Here is a 5789-nt window from a genome sequence, read left to right as displayed (position 1 = left end):
CGCCGCGGCGCCGCGGCCACGGCACCGAGGCCGGAAACGCAGGCCGGCTTGCCGCGGCGGCGGCGCCCTGAGACGCAGGCGGCGGCAGCGGATTCAGCGCCGCCCGCACCACCTCGGGCGTGAAGGGCGGTGCCCGGAAGCGCACCCCGGTCGCATCGAAGATGGCGTTGGCGATCGCCGCCGTGCCCGGCACCGACGCCGACTCGCCCGCGCCCAGCGACGGCTCGCCCGGCCGCTGCAGGTGCATCACCTCGATCACCGGCACTTCGCGGAAGTTGATGATCGGGTAGCTGCCCCACTCGCGGCTGGCGACCACGCCCGACGGCGGCACGCCGGGCAGCAGCGCGCCGCCTTCGGGCTCGGATTGCGGCGCGAAGCGAACCTGCTCCTTGAGCGCTCGGCTGGTGATCTGCACCACGTTGCCGTGGATCTGGTGCTCGACGCCGGCCGGATTGACCATCAGGCCGGCGTCATGGCCGACGACGACGCGGCGCACATGCACCTCGCCGGTCTTGCGGTTGACCTCGACGTCGGCCACCCAGGCCGACCAGGCGGCGCCGAAGCCGGGCCACTTGCTGTGCACGTAGCGCGCATAGGCGAAGCCCTGGCCGAAGAGGATGTCGCCGCCGGGGCCCACGCGCGCGTCGGCGCGCCGGGAAGGATGATCGCCGTCGGCATCTTCCTGCGGGCCGGTGCGCATGCGCCAGCCGGCCTTCTGCGCGGTCTCGCGCACCAGTTCGGCGGCGCGCGGATCGTCCAGGTGGCGCAGCCGGAACGCGACCGGGTCGACGCCGGCGGCGGTCGCCAGTTCGTCGACATAGGACTCGTGCGCGAACGAGTTCGGCAGCGCCGAGACGCCCCGCAGCCACGAGGCGCGCACGATCGGCGCCATGTCGTTGACCTTCACGCGCAGGTTGGCGTAGGCATAGGGCGGGCGCGCGGTGCGGTCGCCCATCTCGTAGGCCTGCGCCACCGGGTCGACGGTGCGGGTCAGCAGCAGCGCCAGCGTGGGCGCGCCGTTCGAGGGGTAGGAGGTCTCGAAGTCGTAGCCGGCGACGCCGCCGTCGGCCGCCAGCCCGCCCTGGACCTGCATGAGCTGCGCGGCGCCCTTGGGCTCCCACAGGTGCTCCTGCTCGCGCGTGAGCTGCACCCGCACCGGCGCGCCGGCCGCGCGCGCCAGCAGCGCCGCGTCGGCCGCCACGTCGTCGGCGCCGTTGCGGCCATAGCAGCCGGCCGCCTCCATGCGCACCACGTCGACCGCCGGATCGTCGAGGCCCATCAACTGCGCCAGGTCGGCGCGCAGCACGTGCGGGTTCTGCGAGCCGGCCCAGACGCGCAACATGACGCCCCCACGCTCTCCCACTCCGTGTGGGTCGCTGCCCCCCGAGGGGGCCGCGTTCCGCCTTGGGAGCGGCCCGGCGGCGGAACCGACCCCATCGCCCGGCTGCCAGTGCGCGAGCGCGCACGACGGGCCGATCGAGGCATGCATCTGGTAGGGCCAGACGTAGGTGCGCGGCATCGACTGCGCGGCGTTCGCGAGCGCGGTGTCGATGTCGCCTTCGTCGACCAGCAGGCGCTGGGTCGAAGGATTGGCGCGGATCGCGCCTTCGAGGTCGTCGAGCGAGGGCAGCCCGGGCCAGGGCTTCCAGCGCACGCGCAGTTCGCGCAGCGCCTGCTCGGCATGCTCTTCGCGCTCGGCGACGATGCCGACGAAGTCGCGGATCACGACCACCGCGCGGATGCCGGGGATGTGCGCGATCGACGACTCGTCGACCGACTCGAGCGTGTTGCCGATGAAGTCGCCGTGGGCCGCGCCCGCATAGGGCGGGCGCACCACGCGGCCGTGCAGCATGCCCGGCACCCGCATGTCGTGCACGAACACCAGCTCGCCCGCCAGCTTGGCCGGGATGTCGACGCGCGGCTGCGAGGTGCCGACGATGCGGTAGTCCGCCGGGTCCTTCAGCCGCGCCGCCGGGTCGAGCTGCAGCACCGTGCGCCCGCCCGCGACCAGCTCGCCGATGCCGATGCTGAAGGCCGGGTCGTCGCCCGCATGGACGCGCCCCCCGCGCAGCGCCAGCAGCGCCGGCTGGACGCCGAAGTGCTCGGCAGCCTGCGCCACCAGCCAGCTCCGCGCCTGCGCGGCCGCCAGCCGCAGCGGCGCGGCATGGATCTGGATCGAGGCGCTGGCGATCGTCGCGCCCTGGTTCGGCGTCCGCGCGGTGTCGCCCAGCACCATGCAGACCTGCGCCATCGAGAGGTCGAGTTCTTCCGCCACGATCTGCGACAGCGCGGTCTGGATGCCGGTGCCGAGGTCGACGTGGCCGTTGAGCGCGGTGACGCTGCCGTCGTCCCAGAGCGCGAGCAGCACCTCCGGTCCGTCGGCCGGATGGCCCGACACCAGCGCCGGCTGGCCCGGGGCCGGCGGCGGGGCCGGCGGCGTCTCGCGCACGACGACGAGCACGCCGTCGGCCTGGAGGAATTCGCTGCGCGTGCGGGGCAGGTCGGCGCGCCGGGTCACGTGTCCGTGCCCTTCGCGATCAGCGCCGCGGCGCGCTGCACCGCGGCCAGGATCTCCACGTGCGTGCCGCAACGGCACAGGTTGCCGGAGAGTTCGCTGCGGATGCGCGCCTCGCTCGGGTTCGGCTCGCGCGCCAGCAAGGCCGCGGCCTGCATCACCATGCCGTTGAGGCAATAGCCGCACTGCGCCGCCTGCGCGTCCTCGAAGCCCTGCTGCACGGGGTGCCAGTGTTCACGCGTGCCGAGGCCTTCCAACGTGGTGATCTCGCGGCCTGCGACGCCATGGGCCGGAATCACGCAGGCCCGCGCCGCCGTGCCGTCGACCCACACGGTGCAGGCGCCGCACTGCCCGAGCCCGCAGCCGAACTTCGGCCCGTTGAGACCGAGGTCGTTGCGCAGCACATGCAGCAGCGAGGCCTCGTGCGACGCCGCGAGCTCGACGTGGCGTCCGTTGACCTTCAGTGCGAACCCGGGCATTCGATCGGCAGGCTTCAGACGATGTCCGAAGACTGGATGCGCTTCACGCCCTTGGCCGCCATCTGCTTCCAGGCCGCCGCGAGCGAGCCGTTGAGATCGATGGCGCGCGTCGCGTCCTCGATGACGTAGACCTCGAAGCCGGCCTTGCGCGCATCCAGGGCGGTCCAGGCGACGCAGAAGTCGGTCGCCAGGCCGGTCACGAACACGGTCTTGATGCCACGCGCCTTCAGGTAGCCGCCCAGGYCGGTGGCGGTCTTGTGGTCGGCCTCCTCGAACGCGGAGTAGCTGTCCATTTCCTGGTGGAAGCCCTTGCGGATGATGATCTGCGCGGTCGGCAGCTTGAGGTCCTTGTTGAGCGCGGCGTCCTCGGTGCCCTGCACGCAGTGGTCGGGCCACAGCACCTGGTTGCCGTAGCTGAGCTTGGTGGTCTCGAAGGGCTTCTTGCCCGCATGGGTGCTGGCGAACGAGGCGTGGCCGGGCGTGTGCCAGTCCTGCGTGACCACGATGTTCCCGAAGGCGTCGGCCAGCTTGTTGATGATCGGCACCACCTCGGCGCCGCCCTTGACCGGCAGCGTGCCGCCGTCGATGAAGCAGTTCTGCACGTCGACCACGATCAGCGCCGAATTGGCCGCGGGCTTGATCTTCGCGGCCGCGAAGAGCGGCGACGAAACGCCGAGGCCGGCGACGAGGCCGAAAGCCGCGGTCGACTTCAAGAGGGTTCTGCGTGTGGTGTGCATGGTCGTCGCTCCTCGGGTTGTAGAAATGATTTAGACGCTCAGGTACGCGCGGCGCACCTCGTCGTTGGCGGCCAGTTCGGCCATCGACGCCTGGTAGCGGATCTGGCCCTTCTCGAGCACGTAGGCCCGGTCGGACACCAGCTCGGCGAAGTGCATGTTCTGCTCCGACAGCAGGATGCTCACGCCCTGTGCCTTGAGCTCCAGGATCATGTTGGCCATCTGTTCGACGATCACCGGCGCCACGCCCTCGGACGGTTCGTCGAGCAGCACCAGGTAGGGGTTGCCCATCAGCGTGCGCGCCACGGTCAGCATCTGCTGCTCGCCGCCGCTCATGCGGCCGCCCGGGCGGTTCGGCATTTCGCCGAGATTCGGGAACAGCTTGAACAGGCGCTCCGGCGTCCACAGCGGGGCGTCGGTGCCGTCGTTCCAGCGGCGTGCCGGCTGCTTGCCGACTTCGAGGTTCTCCATCACGCTGAGGTCGGTGAACACGCGCCGATCCTCCGGCACGAAGCCCAGGCCCAGGCGCGCCGCCAGGTGCGGCTCGCTCTTCGAGATGTCATGGCCGAGGAAGCGCACCGCGCCGCGGCGCTTGGCCAGCATGCCGATCAGCGCCTTCAGCGTGGTCGACTTGCCGGCGCCGTTGCGGCCCATCAGCGCGACCACCTCGCCGCGCCGCACTTCGAGGTCGACGTCGTAGAGGATCTGCGCGGCGCCGTACCAGGCGCACAGGGCCTTGGCTTCAAGCAGTACTTCATGCGAACTCATGCGTGCTCTCCCACCGCCGCGTTCACCGCAGCCGCCTTCTCTGCAATCTTCTCGAACGTCTTGCCGCTGCCGAAGTACACCTCCTGCACCTTCGGATGGTCGCGGATCTCGAGCGGCTTGCCCTGCGCAATGAGGCGCCCGCGGGCCAGCACGATCATGCGGTCGGCATAGGCGAACACCACGTCCATGCTGTGTTCGGTGAAGAGCACCGCCATGCCGCGGTCGATCACGAGTTGCTTGGTCAGGGCCATCAGCGAATTGCGTTCCTTGGGCGCCATGCCGGCGGTGGGCTCGTCCATCAGCAACAGCTTCGGGCTGTTGGCCATCGCGATCGCGAGCTCGACCCGCTTGACGTCGCCGTAGGCCAGCACGCTGCAGGGCCGGTCAGCCTGGGCCTTCATGCCGACCTGTTCGAGCAGCGCCAGGGCCTCGTCGCGCTTGTGGTCGGACGCGCGGCGCCAGGTCGAGAACAGCTTGTGGTCGTGCGACAGCAAGGCCATCTGCACGTTTTCAGCCACCGTCAGCGAGGCGAAGGTCTCGGCGATCTGGAAGGTACGGCCCACGCCCAGGCGCCAGATCTCGCGCGGCTTGCGCCCGACCAGCTCCTGGCCGTCGAGCAGGATCGAGCCGCGGTCGGCCGTGAGCTGCCCGTTCACCATGTTGAAGGTGGTGGACTTGCCGGCGCCGTTCGGGCCGATCAGCGCCAGCAGTTCGCCGGCCGCCAGTTCGAAGCTGATGCCGTCGACCGCCTTGACGCCGCCGAAGGACTTGCCCAATTCGTTCACTTTCAGAAGGCTCATGCCTTGGCCTCCTTGAGATCGACCGCTTCGGCCGCGTGGCGGCGCCGGTCGAAGAGTTGCTTGGCGAAGCCCGCGATGCCTTGCGGGAACAGCAGCACCAGCAGCAAGATGATGCCGCCGAGCATGGCGCGCCAGTAGTCGGTGTTGCGCGCCACCGTGTCGTGCAGCCAGGTGAAGGTGACCGCACCGACGACCGGCCCCGCGAGGGTCTGGATGCCGCCGAGCAGCACCATCACCAGGCCGTCGACCGACTTGCCGACGCTCAGCGATTCGGGCGAGATGCTGCCCTTCGAGAATGCGTACAGGGCCCCGGCCAACCCGGCCGCGGTGCCCGCGATCACGAAGGCCACCCATTGCATGCGCTTGACGTCGATGCCGATCGCATCGGCGCGCAGCTGCGAATCGCGGCCCKCGCGCAGCGCATAGCCGAAGGGCGAGAACAGCACGCGCCGCAGCCAAAGCACGCCCAGCCCCACCAGCGCCAGCGTGACCC

At 70.6% G+C, this 5789-nt stretch carries 6 protein-coding genes; all 6 read right to left on the bottom strand.

From position 1 onward, the window contains the following. Positions 1-2518 (bottom strand): xanthine dehydrogenase family protein molybdopterin-binding subunit (locus tag AC1D2K_RS28490; protein WP_478092967.1); only part of this gene is annotated, 2518 nt, incomplete at its 3' end. Then, a complete protein-coding gene (locus AC1D2K_RS28485) occupies positions 2515-2994 on the bottom strand; it encodes a (2Fe-2S)-binding protein (RefSeq protein WP_478092964.1) in 480 nt (159 codons plus the stop codon). The genes AC1D2K_RS28490 and AC1D2K_RS28485, both read right to left, overlap by 4 nt. A 14-nt stretch (positions 2995-3008) precedes the next feature. Next, the gene (gene pncA, locus AC1D2K_RS28480) at positions 3009-3731 is read right to left on the bottom strand and encodes a bifunctional nicotinamidase/pyrazinamidase (protein WP_478092962.1); all 723 of its coding nucleotides are present in this window, start codon (positions 3729-3731) and stop codon (positions 3009-3011) included. Between the two features lie 30 nt (positions 3732-3761). Continuing rightward, positions 3762-4496: an ABC transporter ATP-binding protein gene (locus AC1D2K_RS28475; protein WP_478092960.1), complete on the bottom strand. Its 735-nt coding sequence runs from the start codon at positions 4494-4496 to the stop codon at positions 3762-3764. Beyond that, on the bottom strand, positions 4493-5296 hold the full coding sequence (locus AC1D2K_RS28470; protein WP_478092958.1) for an ABC transporter ATP-binding protein: 804 nt from the start codon (positions 5294-5296) through the stop codon (positions 4493-4495). The genes AC1D2K_RS28475 and AC1D2K_RS28470 overlap by 4 nt, the downstream gene beginning before the upstream one ends. Further along, the coding region (locus AC1D2K_RS28465) for a branched-chain amino acid ABC transporter permease (protein ID WP_478092956.1) at positions 5293-5789 on the bottom strand (497 nt) is incomplete at its 5' end. The genes AC1D2K_RS28465 and AC1D2K_RS28470, both read right to left, overlap by 4 nt.

The sequence above is a fragment of the Variovorax sp. P1_H12_2 genome (assembly GCF_056405335.1).
This window is presented reverse-complemented; position numbering and strand designations above follow the sequence as displayed.